The 19,751-nt window shown below is 49.1% G+C and carries 3 protein-coding genes; all 3 read right to left on the reverse strand.

The genetic code is table 11. The annotated features are described in order from the left end of the window. Position 1: 1 nt before the first annotated feature. From HFD99_RS07365 to HFD99_RS07375, 3 genes are read right to left on the reverse strand one after another with little or no spacing between them, the layout of a single operon-like run. Positions 2 to 11,317, reverse strand: a complete 11,316-nt coding sequence (locus HFD99_RS07365) for a non-ribosomal peptide synthetase (protein WP_225164854.1) — start codon at positions 11,315 to 11,317, stop codon at positions 2 to 4. A 33-nt stretch (positions 11,318 to 11,350) separates the two neighbouring features. Then, positions 11,351 to 12,598 carry an ACP S-malonyltransferase gene (gene fabD, locus HFD99_RS07370; RefSeq protein WP_123796869.1) on the reverse strand — a complete coding sequence of 416 codons (1,248 nt, stop codon included), beginning with the start codon at positions 12,596 to 12,598 and terminating at the stop codon, positions 11,351 to 11,353. Positions 12,599 to 12,611: 13 nt separating this feature from the next. After that, positions 12,612 to 19,739 (reverse strand): non-ribosomal peptide synthetase, encoded by a 7,128-nt coding sequence (locus HFD99_RS07375; protein ID WP_123796868.1) that lies wholly within the window; start codon positions 19,737 to 19,739, stop codon positions 12,612 to 12,614. Positions 19,740 to 19,751 lie beyond the last annotated feature (12 nt).

Here is a 19,751-nt window from a genome sequence, read left to right on the forward strand (position 1 = left end):
GCTAAATCTCCCTCCGTCGGCGTTCTTTTTTCTCTACTTTTACCGATGACAGTGCATGCTGCTGTACAGGGACGACTTCCTTTATTAGCTTTCCAGCGCCCCGAAGTATGTTGCTAATCTCCGTTTCCTCTGTTTTAAAAAATTCAATATTTAATGGAACAGATTCATGAATCTGCTGGATAATTTCACCGTTGATCACATCAAATGTTGTCCTAAAAGCTTCATGACGCTGAATAAGCGCTTGGAAGGCTTCTTGAAGTTTGGCGATGTCCAGCTCTCCTTCCAGCATAATAGCGCCTGGTAGGTTGTAACTCAGATCCTCTGGATTCAGCTCGTGCATCATAAAAAGACGCATTTGAGCAGATGAGGCTGGATAATAGGCACTCGGAGCGGCGGCAGGAATCAAGGAACAGACCGTCTCTTCAACCTCGTGATGGTATTCAATTCTTCTGGAGCTTATGAGATCCGAAAGTTGTCGAATGGTCGGAGCTGCAAAAAGATCTTTTAAAGTCATCTCAATGGCCAACGTTTGACGCACACGCAAAATAAACTGGTGAGCCAGCAACGAGTCTCCACCGAACTCAAAGAAATGATCATCTATACCTACTGCACCTGTTTTGAAAATGTCCGCCCACAACAGGACCAGCTTCCGTTCCATTTCGTTACGTGGCGGTGTAAGCTCTTTGCCGGAAGGCAGCTCTATCCCCAAGGCATCTAACGCCTTACGGTCCAGCTTTCCGCTTGAACCAAGGGGCATGTTCTCGACCCTCATAAAACGTAAAGGGATCATATATTCCGGCAATCGTTCCAGCAAAAATGCCCTTAAATCTCGAACGGTACAGTCGCTTTGCACAACCAGATAAGCGCACAAATACTTGTTGCTCTGCTCATCTATCCAATCCAGCACGGCTGCCTGTTGAATCGCCGGATTTTGCAAAAGAGCTGTTTCAATCTCGCCCGTCTCAATTCGGTAGCCCCCGATTTTCACCATTTGATCCGACCGTCCCAAGTAAACAATCTCGCCGCTAGGCAGCATACGGGCAAGATCGCCTGTACGATAGATTCGCTCACCAGGTACAAAAGGATTGGGGATAAAACGCTCTGCCGTAAGTTCATCCAGATGTACATACCCGCGTGCCAGATGGCAACCACCCAGACAAAGCTCTCCTACCTGTCCCAAACCTACCAATGCCAGCTTCTGGTTTAGGATATAGGCCCGAGTATTGCCCACGGGTCGTCCGATGGAAATCGGACCTTCCGGGGATACGGATGTACACGTATAGGCTGTTGCAAACACACTGGCTTCCGTAGGTCCATACAGATTTAGTAATTTTGCCTCCGGGAACTTTAGATTAAAGTTTCGCACTTGCTCCTGGCCTAACGGTTCGCCCCCTGACATGACCCAACGCAAAGTGGCTGCCTGAAGCGTATCCTCGACTGAAAGCTCTGACAAAAACATCTGCAGCACAGTAGGAATGAAGAAAGCCACCGTAACCTGATGCAGGTGAATGGTATCCAGCATTTGACGGGTATCCGTTTCTGCACCAGCCTCCAGTAATACCAATCGTCCTGCGCCCATAAACCAGCTGAACAGTTCGACGATGGAACCATCAAAGGTATAGGATGCTTTTTGCAGCACTGTGTCCTGCTCACTTAATTCAAGCTGTTGTACTAGCCATACCACTCGTGAACTAAAGGCGTGGTGTTCCACCATTACCCCTTTGGGCTGCCCGGTTGAGCCGGAGGTAAAGATGACATAGGCCAGATGATCAGGCTGAATGGCAAGCTCTGGATTACCGCGTTCTTGCTGATCCTGACACAATAAATCAACGTCGATGACCCGCTGAATTTCTTCATCCATCCAGTTGTCATGGCAGCGCTGATGGGTCAGAATCCACTCGGCACCAGCGTCTGCCAGGATATAGCGAATCCGTTCCTTCGGATCGGCTGGATGGATGGGAAGATATGCCGCCCCTGCTTTTAACACGCCTAACAAAGCAACAATCATTTCCGGTGAGCGCTCCATAACTATAGCTACTACTTGCTCTGGCTGGGTGCCGGAGTCTAGTAAAGTATGTGCGACCAGATTCGCCCGCCGATTCATTTCCTGGTAGCTGATCTGCTGTTGACCGGAAATAAGAGCGATCTGTTCAGGGTTACGACTTGCTTGATCCTCAAAGTATTGATGCAATAGCTTTATAGATCCCATATCCATCTCTGTCTGGTTGAAATCGTGGACGAGCGTCTTCCATTCTGCCTCACTCACCGAATCCGAAAGTGCAACCGCAAGCTCATTCGTCCAGCCCTCTTCCTTATGGATATCTGCGGGCTCAAGCTCTTTCTCTTGGTAATGCTCATTCGGGTTAACAGCCACCTCTTCTATTCGAAGCTCTCCAATCTTTTGCTGTGGATTGATAAGGATCGAACGTAAAATTTGAAGATATTCCCGGCTCAAGCGTTCAACCGTCTCCTCAGTAAAGAGATCTACATCGTATTGAAGGATACATTCGATATGCTGGTCGGTCATGGCTGCGGTAAATGTTAAATCAAATTGTGCTCCTGTATATTCCACCTCATCACATGGGGTCAATTTCAGGCCAGGTAATTCCACGATGGTACGGGAAGACTCGTTCAATATTGCAAACATGGTATCGAACAGCGGATTACGGCTTGTTCGACCAGCCAAATTCAGCTTCTCAACCAGTTGCTCAAATGGATAGTCCTGATGCTCAAAAGCCTGAAGAGAATGTTCCTTGACTTGCACTAAAAAATCCTGCACCGTCATGTCCTTCTTCGGCGTGTTGCGAAGGGCTAACGTATTGACGAACATACCCACCAGGGGACTCAGACTCGCATGGGTTCTGCCGGATACCGGAATACCGACGATAATATCTTCCTGCCCGCTGGCTTTGGTCAGCAATAGGTTGTAGACCGCCAATAAAACCATAAATACTGTGGCATTTTGTTGCAGGGCAAAGCGTTTTAATCTCCACGTCCATTCCTGATCCAGCTCAAAATGAACGGCTCGTCCTTCACCTCTTCTCACATCGGGGCGTGAATAATCCGTAGGCAATTGCAGTTCTGTAATTTCCCCTTGAAAAAGCTCTAGCCAAAACTGCTCCTGCTGCCGGAATTCGGTACTGTTCATAAACTCACGTTGCCACACAGCGTAGTCTTTATACTGGATCATCAATTCCGGCAAGTTCATGCCACCGTATAAACGGGCGAATTCCTCGACGATAATCTCCTGAGAAAGACCGTCCGTAATAATATGATGCATATCAATGAACAGCAAATGACGGTTTGCGGGCTGATGAATAACCTGAATGCGGAACAACGGCTTTTGCCGGAGATCAAAGGGCTTAATTAATCCGTCTTGTTCCACTAATACTCCATGTTCACGGCCTGATTGAATTTCTTCTATCCGTTTCGCTAATCCTTGAACCGTGCCTGCCCGGAAGAAATCACGCAGCGACAGATTTACATTCCATTCTTGATTAATAAGATAGACCAGCTTGGTTGCCAGCAAGGATTGTCCACCCAGCAGGAAAAAATCATCCTGTGTACCAATCTGCTCCCGGTGCAGGATTTCCGACCAAAGCTCAACCAGGCGCTCTTCTAAAAGTGTAGCTGGCTGTACATAGGTCGTGCCGACCTTGATGCTTTCATTTACCTGCGGTAAAGCATGACGATTGATTTTTCCATGATGTGTTAACGGGATTGCATCGACTCGAACAAAGTAAGACGGAATCATATAATCAGGCAAGATTGCCGACAGATGGGTCTTCAGCTCTGCCACCGATAACTCCTGATCCGTCACGATGTAGGCGCATAGCTCTTGCATACTTGGTAGAACTTCCTGCACCAGCACAACCCCATCCTGTATATGCGGGTGCTGGAGCAACAATTTTTCAATCTCGCCCGGTTCGATACGGTAGCCCCGCACTTTAACCTGTTGATCTTTTCTTCCTAAAAATTGAATTTGCCCATCTTCGAGGTATCTGCCCAGATCACCCGTTTTGTACATACGCTCGCCTGGTATCCATGGGTTTGCTACAAACTGCTGTTCCGTCAGTTCGGGGCGGTTCATGTAGCCGCGTGCAACCCCTCGACCTGAAATACAGATTTCACCGGGTACCCCGATAGGCATAACATCCGTCCCCCTGCGATTCATGATGTATACCGCAGCATTGGCAACAGGTCGTCCGATAGGCAGCGGATGAACATCTGGAGTATCCGGCACACGATAATAGGTCGCACAGACGGTCGCTTCTGTCGGTCCGTACGTATTGTAGACCTTTGCGGAGCGCAACAACTGGGTAACATATTCACTTTTCAGCACATCCCCACCGCTAATATAAACACGAATATGCGGGAAAGGGGGCAGTTGATTCAGCTCATTCAAAATAAATGGCGAGGCACTGACCACTGTCACTTGCTGCCGGCGAATGAATTGATTGAGCAATTGGATGTCCTTCAGTTCATCCCGAGAAACCATAGCCAGCGTTCCACCTGCTGCCAATGTAGGGTATATTTCCTCCACGGATGCATCAAAGGTAATGGCTGCCTGCTGGAGCACCACGTCTTCAGCCGTTAAGTGGAACTCATGCTGAAAAGCCGTGATATAATTCGTTACATTTCTGTGCTCTACCATCACACCTTTGGGCTTACCGGATGATCCCGACGTGTACAAAATATACGCCAGATGGTGAGAGGCCCGAAGCTCCTTGCCCGCCAAAGCTATATTATCCGCATCTCCGCTGTACAAGGCCGGATCACTTACATCAACGACAGCCCCTGTAAAACAAAGTGAGGTTATGCTGACACTTTCCACAGAAGTTAGGAGCACAGTTGCGCCACTGTCCTCCATCATGTAGGCCACCCGCTCCGTCGGATGTTCCGGGTCCATAGGGACATAGGCTGCTCCTGCTTTAAGTACAGCAAGCATGCTGGTCAGCATATCCAGCGAACGGGGGACCAAAATACCAACAGCTTGGTCTGGTGCCAACTGATAGGCAAGCAAGTGCCGCGCTAGCTGATTCGCTCTAGTATTCAATTGTCTGTATGTCAGTGAATGCTGCCCATAAACGGCAGCAATCCGATCAGGGTGCTGTTCAGCCTGTTCTTCAAACCACTGGTGAACCAGCTTTTCCTGCGGATAATCCACCTGGGTTTGATTCCACTCGTACAGGGATCGCTGCTTTTCTTCCGCATGATTCATGGAAATGAGGCCAATCGGGCGTGTAGCATCCGCAACGACTTCTTGTAAAAGATTTTCGTAATAAGTGGCAAGTCGACGTATGGTCTCTTCCTTGAACAATTGGGTCGCATATTCAAAGTGAAAACGCAGCCTGCCTTCATTTTCAAGCCATATGACCGTTAGATCAACTTGTACAGCCTCCATTTTAGCTTCCAACGGAGTAAAGCAAAGCCCGTCGATGCTCATCGGTTCCCCCTTAAAGTTCTGGGAAATAAACTGAACATCAAATAACGGATTTCGGCTCCGGTCTCGCGGCACGTCAAGCTGATTCAGCAGCATTTCAAAGGGATAATCCTCATGCTTATATGCTTCAAGCGCGTGTTTCTTAACCTCCTGCAAATAGGTCGAGAACGGCTTATCTTCGGATGGTACAGTCCGCAGGGCCAGTGTATTGATGAACAGCCCAATCATGTGCTGAGTCTCTTCGGATTGACGGCCTGCGCTTGGCGTGCCAATGATGATATCTTCCTGATTCGCATATTTTGCCAATAATGTACTATAAACAGCGTACAGAAGCATAAAAAGCGTAACCCCGTGCTGTACCGCTGTTTCTTTTGCCAAAGCTGTTAGTTCCTCGCTTAGCTCAAATGTATAAACATCCCCGGCATTGCTCATTTGCGCGGCCCGCGGCTCATCTGTAGGCAAATCAAGTACAGGCAGCGTTCCCTTAAATACGTCCAGCCAGTATTCCTCCTGCTTTTTCATCTCGGCACTGTCCAGACGCTGATTTTGCCAAAGTATAAAATCGGTATATTGCATAGGCAGTTGCGATAGATCATATCCCGAATAGCCCTGTATCATTTCACTTAATAAAATACCAATTGAGGCTCCATCGGCTGCAATATGGTCAACATCACACAGAAAGAGGTGAACATTCTCCTCCAGCTGGACCAGCTTTGCCTTTAAAAGCGGCGCGCAATTCAGATCAAAGGGACGGATAAATTCGTCCACATACGCCTCCAACTCGCGCCCATCCCCTTCACTATATTCCAGCGAAAAATCTACCTCTGGATACACGATCTGTACCAGTTCGTTATCCCGCAGTTCATAAGCGGTGCGCAGAGAACTGTGACGCTGAATCACCGCATATATGGCTTCCTCCAACCGATGATGATCCAGATCACCCGTGATGGTCATCGCACTGCATAGGTTGTTCAAAGTACTGTGCCCTGCCATCTGACGCATCATATAAAATCGACGCTGTGTCGATGAAGCAGGATACACCTCGCGTTGTTGCGGCGGACGAATAATCAGATTTGAGCCGGCTGATCGGGGTGAAGGCAGCTCCGTTTCTGCCAGAAGGGGCTGCTTCGCTTCTCCATCCGTATACAGGGCTAATTCGTGGACCGTCATATAATTGAAAATATCGCTGATATCCACTTTTGTAGACAAGCTCTGATTCATCTGTCCCACCATTTTACTGGCAATCAGGGAGTCTCCTCCCAGCTCATAAAAGCTGTCATAGATGTTCAGCTCATCAAGCCCCAGCACATCCGCCCATATGCTCGCGATCACCTTTTCCGATGAGCTGTATTCTCCTGTCCCTCGACCATGCAGCTGTACAGGACGACGCACAGCATCGGATGACATGACCGCATGATTATGTAGAAGCCGACGATGACGTTCCAAAATAGCGCGCATTTCATGAGATAAGCCGAAAGGAATGGCAGTAGAATCGAGCGCGGCCACCTGAGCGTAGTGCAATCCGCCCACAATGACACGCGAAACGGGATGAAGCAATAATTGTTCAAAAGCGGCCAGTCCTTCTTGTGTGGACAGAGCATGGAATAAGCTCTCCTGGAAATCAACCTTGTGCTCAAAAGCCATCCCGGTTTCCTGCCAAGGAGCCCAGTTGATGGAAAGTGTGCGATGGCCGGATTGATTCCGCCACTCGGCAAAGGCATCCAGATAAGCATTGGCCGCCGTATAGTCGCTTTGTCCTGGTCCACCCGTCAGCGAAGTGACGGATGAAAAAAGAATAAAAAAGTCCAGTGTATCCGAAGCTGTAATTCGGTCAAGCACATGTGTGCCTGTTATCTTGGGAGCCAATACCTCGTTGAAGCGGTCCTGACTCTTGAGCGCCATATAACCGTCTCCTGCCACACCCGCAGCATGGATGATGCCGTGAATAGCCCCATACTTGTGGCGAAATTCATTCATGGCTTGCTTCATAGCCGCCTCGTCAGCTACATCGACAGCATAATATTCTACCTGAGCTCCCTGCCGCTCCAATTCCAGCAAGGCGGTAATCGTATTCAGCATTCTTGTATTCATATTTGGCTTTGAACTCTGCCTAAAGTTTGGACTGATGTTCGAATCTGCGTATGCAATGGTTTCCCATTGCTCTTTGGGTGGCAATGGTGTGCGACCCAGTAATCCCAGCGTGACCTTCCCTTTCGTAGCAAGCCATTGGCCGACTGCCAACCCCAGCCCGCCAGTACCACCAGTAATAACATAGACTCCCTGCGGTCTGATCGTAATCGGGTCAGCCTTACTTTCCATCAAATCCACGGGCTCAACTTGCTCTATATAACGTTCTCCGTTACGCCAAGCGGTCAGAAATGTATCATCATTTCCGTGCCATAAGGAGTGAATGATGTCGGAAATCCGGGTGTTCGTATCTATATCAAGACAACGGCAAGTCAAATCGGGATATTCCTGACCGATGACCCGGGCCAGTCCAAACAAGCCCGCATGTTCTGGCTTTAATTCATTTTCCAATCCGTTCACTTGATAAGCCTGCTCAGCGATCACTGTCAGTTCCTGAACAGCAGGCTTGGTCTGTGTGATTGCCTTGGCCAGATGAAATAGCTGAACCATAGACTGCCCGCTCCACAGGTATATCAGTTTCTTAGCGTTCCGGCATCGCACCTCTGTCAACAGGTGTATATGATCTTCCTCGGTACCATTAGAAAAGTAAGCATGGTCTGACAGTTTAGCAAAGCTGGCTCCCCGCTTTACTTCGACCACATCATACCCTTCTTGGGCCAACTGTCCACGCAGCGTTACACCGATCGGACGGTTATCTGTGAATAATAAAATCGTTTCCAGCAGTGCGGAGAATACCGAATTATTTGTGGTCCGGGTTGCTGTGTCTGCTTCATGCTCGGCATATGCTTGCTCCTCCTTTTTCCATACAAGCTGATGGTATTTATGATGTTCTGTGTACCGATTTCGTTTGAAATCCGCCTCGTGCACACGTTTGACAGCATAGTCTTCAATTTCCACCAGTACCTGACCTTCAGCATCCAGTATGAGCACATCTACCGTTAAAATTTCTCCACTTTCTCTAACCTTGCTTTTTTTACGCAGATAGCTGTAAAAGTGCTGTGGGAGTGAGTCGTAAATACGCAGCTTTTGATATGAAAATGGCAAGAACAGACCATTTCCCAAGCTCTGGCTTGCTACCCCGACTGCCACATCCAACAAAGCCGGATGAAGCACGTAATGGCTCAAGTCCATATGATAGGCTGCGGGCAGCTCCAGTCCAGCCAGCACTTGGTCCGTTCCAATTGCAATCGTCCGCAATGTCTCCCATCGCGGACCGAATGAAAAGGCGGCGGCTGCTTCAGCGTGATTTTCGCCCACTACTACTTCCTGGTCGTTACATTCAGTTCGAATATCGTCCAGACTCATAACAGGGTGGCTAGCCTGTACAAACATCGCCCGCCCCTGTGCAAGTCTTACCCAATTCTGTTCCCACGGCTGAGTTGAGAGTCCCGTTCGGCTTATCACCTTAAACGAAAACGTCTCACCTTCCTGCTGCAAAATGGTGTGTACTTCTCTTTCTTCCTCTACTTCCAAAATGAGCGGAGAAATAAACTGAACGTCATACAGTTCCAGCACCTTGCCTGGACGCTTGTATTTTTCCAGCCCTGCTCTAACCATTTCCAGATAAGTGGTTCCCGGTACAATACAGCTTTCCATTATCTTGTGCTCGCTTAGTACCCAATGACTCCCCACAGAGAAGCGTGTCAGATAAATATCCTGTCCCTCGGTTTCTGCCAAACAACGATCCAAAAGCGGGTGCATTTTTTCCAACTCTGTGAATTTACGAACTTGGGAAGCTTGCGAGGCTATAGCCTTTTCCTCTACTTCCACCCAGCATCGCTTAGGTTCAAAAGGATAGGTGGGAATGCTTCGTCTGTGGCAAGCTTTGCCTTCATATAACCTCTCCCATTCCACATCTGCCCCCTCAACATACATACGGCACAGAGAATTCAGGGTGTGAAATTCGATTGGAGACTGGGTCAGTTTCTCTTGGGCTGAAGCTGTCAGATTTCTGGCTTCCTCCAGCGTAAGCTCACCCGCTTCTTTTTCCTTTTGGGCAGATACCACCTTATGACGTCCAAAATATACGCCCGGTATAAGCTCTCCTTGTTGTGCTTGTCCGCTGAAGCCGAAGGCAGAGGTCTGAATCTGGGCCAGTTTTGCCCCCAGATCAGCCCAGTCTTGGCACAAAATCGCCAAACGATAGCTATGGTGCCCCCGTCCCGTATTGGCGGTGTAACAAAGATCGCGTAACGGATAGGCTTGGGGTTCTGTGACATATTGCTGATATTGCTTCACATAGGCTGCAAGCACTGTTTCATTTTTGGCGGACAACGTAAAAAGCTGAATCGTCTCTGCGGTTCCCTGTCCCAACTGACCACCGTCCTGCATATCAGCCCAAGCCGGGGCTTCCTCCAGAACGACATGACAGTTCGTACCACTCAGACCGAACGAGCTTACTCCGCAGCGTCGCGGAAAATTCTCCTTAGGCCAAGATTGCAGCTTATCGTTCACATATACAGGTGAATCAATAAAGCTGATGTCCGGGTTCGGACAGGTGAAATGTAGGCTCGCCGGGATTTCTGCATGCTTCAAAGCAAGCACTGCCTTTAAAAAGCCCGTGATTCCCGCACTGTTATCCAAGTGACCCACATTAGTTTTGACTGAGCCTATAGCACAAAATTGCTTCCGGTCGGTATACTGCCGAAAGGCTCTCCGTATACCATCAATCTCTACTGGATCACCCAGCTTGGTGCCTGTTCCGTGAGCTTCGATATATGTAATGGTATCCGGGTCAATCCCAGCATCCTTCCAGGCCCGTACAATGACATCCTCTCCGGCCAGCGAATTGGGCGCCGTAATCCCGGCGGAAGTCCCGTCATTGTTCACAGCACTTCCTTTAATGACAGCATAAATATGATCGTGATCCTGAATGGCCCGCTTCAAGGGCTTGAGCAGAACAGCAGCTACACCTTCTCCCCCGCCTGTGCCATCCGAAATGCTATCGAATGTTCTCGTCCGGTCATCCGAGGAGCCTACCCCCAGCCCCCCGCCTTTTCCCTCTTTTACAGGCACGAGTGTAACTTTTACTCCCCCAGCAATCGCCGTATCGCAATCCCCGTGCCGCAAATCCCGACAGGCTAGGTGAATAGCTACCAGAGAAGAAGAACATGCTGTATCCACCAACAGACTGGGTCCTTTTAAGTCCAATAGATAGGCAATTCGACTGGCAATCATAGAATGGATATTGCCTGGAATCGCTGAGGAAGCTAAGGAAGGCGCCATTTCTGCTACAAAACGCTTGTACTCCTCGCCAAAATCACTACTGTAGCCCACATAGACTCCCGTCCGGCTACCAGAGAGCTTGTTGCCCCCGTATCCCGCATCTTCGATCGCAGTCCAAGCAGACTCCAAAAATAACCGCTGGTTCGGGTCCATTAACCGTGCTTCTGCTGGAGAAAGTTGAAAAAAGGGATAATCAAACTTGTCGATCTCCTCCAAAAACCCACCTTCATTTAGTGCCGTTTGTTCATTCAACAGTCCGACTTGGAAGAGACTCTCCAGCTCCTTTTTGCGACTGGCAGGAAAAGGACGTATAGCGTCCTGCCCCGCCCGTAGAAGCTCCCAAAACTGAGCTACATTTTCACTTTCGGCAATTTTGCAGCTCATTCCGATGACTGCAATATCCGAATCTCGCAGCTCATTGACCGCGATCGGACCTGCATCCAGAAAATCTTGTTCACTAAATTGAAGAGCCGCCAGATTGAATCCTGTTTTGGTCATCATCGTACCCCCTTCCGTTCCTCATGTTCGCTGCAATTAGCTGACCTGAAACGCGGGAAATAATTCGCGTGTATGCGTATTGCTGAAAATTTGCTCAAACCGCTCAGCCCGTTGTTCCGCAGGCGTTAATTTAGTTTCAAAAATGGACTTTAGCTTGTCCAGAGCTTGCTGCATTTGTTCAATCGTCGGCTCGGTCCCGGTCGCGATCAATTGTTCGCGCATGTTTTGCAATTCTTTATATGGAACAACTACACCCTGCTCATATTCATCATTGTTCCAGTTCCGATTTTGGGTTGAAACAGCAATCGCGATGCAGGAGGTCACCAGCCCCAACCCATCCGGCTTGCACTCCATATCAGCATTCCGTAGTAATTCCAGACCGGAGGGATGCTCAAAGGCAAAGGATTGAGCTGTGGAAGTGATACCTGTCATTAAATTTCTCAGCACAGTTTTGGGACCGATTTCTATAAAATGATTCACGCCCTGATTCAACATGTATTGAACGCTTTTATACCATTGCACAGGCTGGGCCATCTGCGACGTTAGGTTAGATATGATATAACGACGATCCGTATAGGGTGTCGCTGTAACATTAGAGAGAACAGGCCATTGAAAACGGCCATAATCATATCTCTCCAGCTCATCCCGAAACTTGCCCGCAGCGCTCCGCATTAAATTCGTATGGAACGGAAAGCCCACCTTAAGACGAACCGTTTTGATTCCTCTACGGTTTAATTCCTCTTCGGCCTTTTCCAGCGCGGGAGTATGGCCTGAAATTACAAGCTGCTCGGAGGAATTATAATTTGCAATGCCGACCGACACACCACCTGAAGAGGCTTGCTGGCACACCTCCTCCACCTCACGCTCATGACTCCCGACTACCGCCAGCATCGCTCCTGCGCCGGGAGCGACGGCTTCCTGCATCAGAATACCTCGCTGACGTACTATTTTCACCGCATCCGAAAAAGCAAGCGCCCCTGTACTGACCAATGCCGAAAATTCTCCCAGACTGTGACCCGCTACCAGGGATGGCGCAAGCTTCAATTCCTGCATCAGTACACGATAAGCAGCAATGCTCACAGTCAAAATGGCGGGCTGCGCATTAGCGGTCTGAGTCAACTCATCCATGGAACCTGTGAAACATAGGGACTTCAGATCAAAGCCTAATGCATCTTCGGCCTCTTCAAAGGTCTCTCTCGCTACTGAATATTCATCGTATAAGCTTTGACCCATGCCTACATATTGGGAGCCTTGTCCCGGGAATAAAAAACCTAATTTTTTCATCGTTCCATCCTCCTTATAGTAGGTCAGCAATCTTGTGCAGGACGTGGACATAGGCTTTCATCAATTGTTCTGCCCAAGTCTTGTTTAGTTTTCCAGCTTGATATTCGCACAGGAACCGTACCTGCTCTGCACGCACATCCATATAAATCACCCAGTCCAATTGTCGGGTCACTTCATGTCCCGATGGCGTGTGATTCAAAAACACACAAGTGTGAAAAGCAGATGGATCGGCGTTTCCTCCCCCATTCGGCAACATGACGGGGATTGGGTAAAGATCTGTCTCTTTCGCTTTTTGGCGATGACTCGCAACCTCTTTGCACAGGACGCTAAAATCATCATTTTCCATCAATCGTACACGCAGTGGATACAAGCTCTCCCCGGTATGCTGTACAGCCGGATAAACAGAAGGTTCACGTTGCATTGATGGTTTATTGGGATATAGGTGTCCTTCCCCGATAAGCACTATAAGCTCAGGCTGACCTGTCATTTGTGACAATACATACGTATAAACAGCCAGTAGCAAGTCTGATAGGGCAAAATCCTGACTCCAAACGGCTTTCTGCAACACGGTCAGCAGGTCAGTAGGTAAGGTAAAAGTGAACGTAGCCTGACCATCTGCCCCTCCAGCTGCTCGCATCGCTTCATTCCACGGAATAGAAGGTAACGGTTCGACCAAATAACGACGCCAGTAGCGCTCCTGACGCTCATAGCGTTCTTGTTCTGCATCTGTCCATACTTGTTCTTTTTGCTGTTGTTCCAGAAAATCGGAAAGTCTCGCAATCGTCGGATAGGCGAAGCAGTCCGCCACATTGATTTTCCCTGGATAGATTTGCTGGAGACGAACATTCATTTGAATGAGCAAAACCGAATTGCCCCCCAGCTCAAAGAAATTATCGTGGATGCCAAGTTCGCTTCTGTGCAATACTTCTTCCCAAATCCGGCTGACCTGCAATTCCACCTCTGTAGCAGGTGACGCATATTCCACTTCGAGAAGAGGGCGGTTATGATCCGGCTTAGGCAGCATTCGACGGTTTATTTTTCCATTCGGCGTTAAAGGCATCTCCGACAACATAATAAAATGCGACGGAATCATATATTCCGGCAGTCGGGCAAGCAAATGATTACGCAGCTCACTCACCGATAAAGTCTGTTCGCCTATCCAATAGGCACAAAGAGGGCTGCTCCCCTGTTCATCCGATTTGTCCTGAATGACTGCAGCTTCCCGAACGCTGGGATGAGCCAGCAGCGCTTGTTCAATTTCCCCTAGCTCTACCCGGTAGCCGCGGACTTTGACCTGATCATCCATCCGGCCCAATACTTCAAGCTCGCCGTGATGCAGCCATCGCGCCAGATCTCCAGTCTTAAACATTCGCTCACCGAATCGGAACGGATTAGCTTTGAACTTCTCCGCTGTCAGTTCAGGACGCTTGTCATAACCGGCTGACAGCCCTTTGCCTCCAATCCAGAGATCACCCGCTACAAGATCAGGTACAGGCTGAAGCTGACCATCCAGGATATATACTTGTGTGTTCGTTATCGGCGTACCCACGGTCACTCGCTCCTGCTGGGTAAGCTCCTGCACAGTTGACCAGACTGTAGTTTCAGTTGGGCCGTACATGTTAAATATGCGTGCAGTCGTCATATCCTGTGCCTGACGTAGCAGCGACTGTGGTAAAGCCTCGCCTCCCACCATCATGATCTGCAATGTGTGCAGACCCTCTTGGGCTGCCGGGTGCATAAGCAAAAGCTGGAGCCGCGAAGGTGTCATTTGCAGCAAATGCGGGCCTGTTCGGCGAATAGCTTCCAGGAGCAGTTCAGCATTAGCCTGCTCTTCTCCCGTAGATAACACCACCCGTAGCCCCTTCGCCAAAGGCAGCAACGTTTCCAATACAAAAATATCAAACGCGGCTGTCGTTACCGAAAAGAAGGTCTGTCCTTCAGCAAACGGAATACGCTCGGTAATCCCATAGATCAAGTTAACGATAGCTTCCTGACGGATCATCACGCCTTTCGGGTTTCCAGTCGAGCCTGAGGTGAAAATCATATACGCCAAGTCATTGGGTCCCGGTTGTGTAATCTCCAGCCTTTTTCCATCCTGTCGATATATATTCTCATCATTCAATGAAATGACTTCGCCTCTAAAATCAAGTCCTTTCAGTAACGTGTCCCGACTTATAAGCCATTTCGCTCCGCTCTCTTCCAGCATGTAGGCAATGCGGGCCGCAGGATAATCGGGGTCGATCGGCAAATAGGCAGCTCCTGCCTTTAAGATCCCGAGCATCCCTATCAGCAAATCTACTGATCGTTCTAGCAGCAAGGCAACCACCGTATTCACGCCCGCTCCTTTGCTACGCAAGGTTCTCGCCATCTGATTGGACAGCATATCGAGCTCACCATAGGTTATACGGCGGTCCCCACATTCTACCGCTATGGCATCCGGTATCCGTGCAGCCTGCTCTTCAAACAGATGATGCATCAGCTTGTCAGCCGGAAGCGCAAACTCAGTCGCATTGCGAGCGACAAGAATATGCGATTGCTCCGCAGAAGTCAGCAGGCTGGCAGCATATAGAGGACGGTCTGGCTGTGAAGCCAGTTGAGCCGCCAATTCAATGAAATGCTGCGCCATCTGGCGAACAGTCTGCTCGCTGAACAGTTCCGAGCTGTATTCAAAGGTACAATGTAGACCAGCCTGTCCATCATTGCCTTCATTCTGGGCGATTGGCTCCACGACGGTCAGCATCAAATCAAATGAAGCAAAAGAGCTTTCCAGCGGATAAGGCTTTACTTGTAGCCCTGGTATCTCCCTGCTGACATCCATAAAGTTTTGCAGCCGAAACATGGTGTCAAACAGCGGATTTCTGCTTAAATCCCGCTGAAGATGCAAGCGATTGACAAGCATATCAAAGGGATAGTCCTGATGTTCAAACGCATTCAATGCATTGTCTTTAACCTCGTTCAAAAACTGCCGGAAGGTCTTCTCCTGTACGGGAGCATTTCGTAACGCAAGTGTATTCACAAACATACCGAGCATCCGTTCCAGCTGAACATGTGATCTCCCGGCTACTGGCGTACCCACCACGATGTCCTTCTGTCCACTGTAGCGGGACAAAAATACATTGTATGCTGCAAGCAAAACCATAAATAACGTGGCGCCACTCTCCATGGCCAGCTCTCGCAAGCTTGTTGCACTTGCTGAAGGAAGGCTAAATTCTAACGAGCCTCCAGCAAAGCTCCGCTGTTTTGGTCTTGGATAATCTCCTGGCAGATTCAGAAGCGGGACTTCCTGTCCAGTGTGCTGCTCATCGAACAATCCCACCCAGTATGCTTCCTGTTCTTTCAGATGTTCCCCGCTGAGCTGTGTATGCTGCCATGCAGTAAAATCTTTATACTGAATGCGCGGTACCTCCAGATGGCTTCCTTCCATTAGGGAGATGAACTCATCAATAAGCACTGTCGCAGATATACCATCAAAAATAATATGATGTACATCCAGCAGCAGCACGTGGCTCTGCTCCGCTAGTCGAACGAGCATTACTCGTAAAAGCGGGGGCTGTTGCAAATCAAACGGACGCAAAAACGATTGCTGAATTCGCGGCATATCAGCCGCCGATCCTTCGGTATATTCCATTTTCCAAGCCACGTCTGAGTGAACCCGTTGTACTACCTCACCCTCCAGCAAGGTAAACTCCGTCCGAAACACCTCATGGCGGAGTAATAATGTATGAAAAATACGCTCAAGCTGCTCTCGTTGGATCACACCCTCCAATTGCCAGCCAGTGAACACGTGATTACTCAAGCTTTCTCCTTCCAGCTGATGCAGTACATATAATCGTCTTTGAGCGGCAGAAACGGGGTAATATTCCTGCTCAGGCAACGGTTCGATAGAAGCCGCATGAACAGAGGTCTTCTGACGAAGTAAATCTGCCAGCTCACGAATCGTTTGATGGTCAAAAAGTTCTTTGAACGTCACATTCACTTGCAAGCGCTCCTGAATCCGGTAAATCATTTTTGCCATCTTGAGCGAATGTCCACCCAATGCAAAAAAGGGGTCCTGCACACCCACTTGCGCCATATCCAAAATTTCTCCCCAAATGGCGGACAATTCTTGCTCCATATCGTCTCTTGGGGGTACATATTCTGTTCCAGCGAGACTTCTTCCCTCAGGCTCCGGCATATGCTTACGGTCGATTTTACCGTGAGGGGTCAAAGGCATAGCTTCGAGCGGGACCAACAAACCGGGAACCATATAGTCTGGAAGCCGTTCCTTTAGATATTCGCGCACCTCTTCTGCCGTTATTTCGGACGACTGCAATGTGTAGTATCCAATCAATCCGGTTCCGGTTTCCTCAATATGCGCAATCACTGCTGCCTCACGAATACATGGAAGACTGACCAGCGCCTGCTCAACCTCTTTCATTTCGACGCGAAATCCACGTACCTGAACCTGGTCGTCCTTACGCCCAAAATACTGGAATTGTCCGTCCGGCGTCTGACAGCCCAAGTCTCCTGTCCGATAGAGCCGTTCTCCAGTCAACGGATGCGTAGTGAAAGCCCTGGCTGTCAAATCCGGCTTGCCCCAATATCCGCTCGCGAGTCCTGTCCCGCCAATACAAATCTCGCCCTGAACATGGTACCCAGCAAGCTGTCCGTCCTGATCCAGCACATACACACGAGTATTCGCAATCGGGAATCCCAGCGGAATACGTAATGTACCTTCATCTGGCTTGCGCTGAATGATATGCTGGGTCGCATAGATAGCCGATTCCGTCATGCCGTACAGATTGGCGATTTTAGCTGTACAAAAAAGGGAATACCATTCCTGCACGACGTTCACCGGAAGCGCTTCGCCCCCGTTAAAAATCCACTTTAAATTGGGCAATGGATGAGCTTCTCCCGCACTGCGTACAGCACTTAAGAAAACACTCATAAGCGCAGGAACAAATTGAGTGACTGTTACCTTTTCCCGCTTCATAAATGGATATAGCTGTGCAGGGTCCTTGACGATATCGGTGGGTACAATGGTTAATTTGGCTCCCACCATCAGCGGCCAGAACCATTCCCACACCGAGTCTGTGAAGCTGGTAGACGTCTTCTGCGCAATGACATCGTCTGCCCCCAGAGCAAAGGTATCCTGCAGCCAAAATAATGTATTCAGCACAGCCTTATGGGTCATCATCACCCCTTTGGGCTGTCCCGTCGAGCCGGATGTGTACATGATATAAGCGAGATCATCCTCGCCTGGAATGTTTTCCAAACCTAGATCATGAACGGGGATGTCTTGCACCTTAACAGGAATAAATGAAGCTTCATGTCCTCGCACCTCACGCAGCCTAACGATCCACTCCGATTCTCCCCATACCGTTTCATCCAGACAAATGACGGTTTCAATGCTGGCAGGCAAATGGTTTAACATCCGCCCGAAATAGCGTGTATCCGTAACAAGCACGCGGCACGAGCTGTCGTTGAGCATATACTCTATTCGTGATTGGGGATAATCGGGATCAATGGGCACATAGGCCCCGCCTGCCTTCATAATCCCCAAAATAGCGGTGAGCAATGGTACATCCCGATCTCCCATTATGGCAACCAGCGAGTTGGGACGAACTCCATAACGGCTAAACAATTGGCCCAATTGGTTGGAACGAAGGTTCACTTCCTCATAGGTCACCGCTTTGCTACCGTCCACGACACCAACTGCATGAGGGGCACGAGCAACCTGCTCCTGGATACAGGATGTAATCGTGACTCCAGCCGGATACGTCTTCTGTGTATCATTAATGCGGTTCATTTCGGTCCGTTCCTCTACCCCGATATAGTCCATTTTCCAAACGGGCTGCTCCGGCTCCTGAATGGCACCTGCAATAATATTACGGAAGTATGCTCCAATCCTGCGCATCGTTGAAGGTGTAAATAGATCCGTTCCATAGCTGAGTGAGATGACCATTTCGTCGTTCACCGACTCGACAATCACAGTCCAGTCAAATTCATTCGCTTCCGCACCATTCCCTAGCTTGATTCGCTCCATCGGGATTCCCCCGAAGTTCTCTTCACTTTTAGACCCAGCTGCAAAATTAATCAGAACGTCAAACAGCGGAGCACGATTCAAGCGCCGCGGACGGTTCAATACCTGCAATAGCTGATCAAAAGGATAGTCCTGATGGGCATATGCTCCTGCGCATTCATCTTTGACTTGCTGTAACAATTGGGAAAAAGAAATGTCACGTGAAAGTCGATTCCGAAGCACAAGCGTGTTTACAAAAAAACCGATCAGATTGCGCACCTGCTTTTGATTCCGCCCCGCCACAGGAGTACCGATAATAATGTCCTCCTGCTGAGTTAGTCGAGCCAATAACACATTCAGACTGGCCACGATCGACATAAACATGGTGGTTCCGTACCTACGATTCAACTGCTCCAAGCCCGCGCATAATTCCGCATCCAGAGTGACCTTTTCTACTGCTGCCGGAGCATTCCGGACGGTTGGACGCGGGAAATCCAGTGGTAATTGAAGACTTGGTAATTCGCCATTCAATCGGGATTTCCAGTATTGCTCCTGTGAGTTTAATTTTCCGGTAAGCACCTGCTGATTTTGCCAGTGTGCATAATCAATATACTGAATTGGCAAATCTGGCAAACGGAGGCTTGTTCCTTGCTCCAACGCCTGATAAATATGGAATAGTTCCTGGAAAAACAGATCCATAGACCAACCGTCTTCAATCATGTGATGCATACAAATATGAAAAATATAGTCATCTTCCGCCAGTTTATAGATCTGTGCCCGCCATAACGGACTTTGCTCCAGATCAAAAGGCTGATCCATCATGGTCTGTATTTCTTTTTGCACCTCTGCCCACGCTGTTTCTTCCCCTCTGTCCGACACATCCGAGACAGGCACGTTTAAGGTCATTTGCTCCAGCACCACTTGCTTCGGCACACCCTCGACCACTGTAATCACTGTACGAAGGATAAAATGCCTTTCAACGATGATATGGAGGGCCTGCTGTAAATACGCGGTATTCACGGCTTGTCTGATCCGAACGGCTACCGATTGGTTAAAGGCGCTGCTCTGAGCGTCCAGTTGAGACTGAACCCAGAACCGCTTCTGCCCATGAGACAGATCATAGGTCTGCTTCTCTCCCATGTCTAAACCTCC

Origin of the sequence: Paenibacillus sp. EKM301P (assembly GCF_011800295.1) — a bacterium.
Classification (GTDB): domain Bacteria; phylum Bacillota; class Bacilli; order Paenibacillales; family Paenibacillaceae; genus Paenibacillus; species Paenibacillus polymyxa.